The organism is Beijerinckia sp. L45 (assembly GCF_009765775.1).
Taxonomy (GTDB): Bacteria; Pseudomonadota; Alphaproteobacteria; order Rhizobiales; family Beijerinckiaceae; genus RH-AL1.
The window spans coordinates 114,982-116,395 of sequence record NZ_LMUU01000057.1; the positions used below are offsets into that span (position 1 = coordinate 114,982).

The window sequence follows — 1,414 nt, forward strand, 5'->3', positions numbered from 1 at the left end:
TGCGGAAGGCATGACGGTGAAGGAGATCGTGCGACGGGTCGGCGCGAGCCGTAATCACGTTCGAGACGTCATTCGAAATGGCTGCGGTGATGTCTTCCGTTCGCGGCAGACCTCGTTGGCGCCCTATCTCGCAGCCCTCGATGCGGAATGGATGGGTGGCTGCCACCGTGGTGCCGAGCTATGGCGTCGGCTCCGGCGGTTAGGCTTCCCTGGCTCCTTGCGGGTCGTCACGGAATGGGCAACGCGACGCAAGCGTAGCGAGAAGGCGGGCCTCATGGGATTGGGACGTGTTCCGTCCGCACGCGTGATCGCTCGGCTGATGAGTGTCATGCGCGATGCACTGAGCAAAAGCGATGCGACGATGATGGCCGCCATTGAAGCAGGCGTCCCTTCCCTTGTGATGGCTCGCGACCTCCTGCTGCGATTCCAGGCCATAGTCCGATCTCGTACGATCGGTAATCTGCAGGCTTGGATCGATGCCGCGCGAGACAGCCTGATGTCATCTTTTGCCGTCGGCCTTGCGGCCGACCAAGTCGCGGTCGCGGCGGCACTCACGGAGCCCTGGTCCAACGGTCAGACCGAGGGACAGATCACGAAGCTCAAGCTCGTAAAGCGCCAAATGTACGGGCGTGCCAACCTCGATCTTCTCCGCGCTCGTCTCGTTGGAGAACTGCACGCAGATTGAGTCAGAGCCATTGTTGCGCGCCGAAACACACGGTGAAGGCCGCCTTGCGTTCCGGGACGATGCGAGGTCGGGGTGCTTCAGGCTGCGTGAGCGGCAGCGATCTCGGGTGACCAGTTCCACGGGAGAAGCTCGTGGATGCGTTTCGCGGGGTAATCGAGCAGACGCATCAGGACGTCGGCTAGCCATGCGCGAGGATCGACGTCGTTAAGCTTGCAGGTTTCGATCAAGGTGTAGATCGCGGCGGCGCGGTGACCACCGGCGTCGGAGCCAGCAAACGTCCAGTTCTTGCGGCCCATGGCAACACAGCGCATAGCACGCTCGGCGGCGTTGTTCGACAGGCAGATACGACCGTCATCGAGAAAGCGGGTGAAGGCTGGCATCCTCTTCAGCCCATAGTCCATCGCCTTCGCAGTCTCGGACTTCGAGGAGAGCGCGCCACGCTGGCCGCGTAGCCAAACCAGCGGGTCGCCGACAAGTGGTTTGATCGTTTGCTCTCGCACGTCTTGGCGTCGCGAGGGCACGGCGCCGTTGATTGTGCGCTCGGCGGCGAAGATGGCATCGATGCGCGTTACGGCCTCGACGGCGATTGGCGCCTTCTTGAGCACGGCGATGTCGTAGAACTTGCGCCGCCAGTGCGCCCAACAGCCTGCCTCCAGGATCGGACCAGGCGAGCGCCCGGGCTCGTACAGCCTGTTGAAGCCGGCGTAGGCATCCGCCTGCATGATACCG

At 63.0% G+C, this 1,414-nt stretch carries 2 protein-coding genes; one reads left to right on the forward strand and one right to left on the reverse strand.

The genetic code is table 11. The features are described 5' to 3' along the window. A partial coding sequence (locus GSQ79_RS06305) for a transposase (protein ID WP_210253018.1) occupies positions 1–685 on the forward strand: 685 nt, incomplete at its 5' end. A gap of 77 nt (positions 686–762) precedes the next feature. Here the strand turns inward: GSQ79_RS06305 and GSQ79_RS06310 are convergent. Continuing rightward, positions 763–1,414: IS66 family transposase (locus tag GSQ79_RS06310; protein ID WP_158807874.1), on the reverse strand; the 652-nt coding region annotated here is incomplete at its 5' end.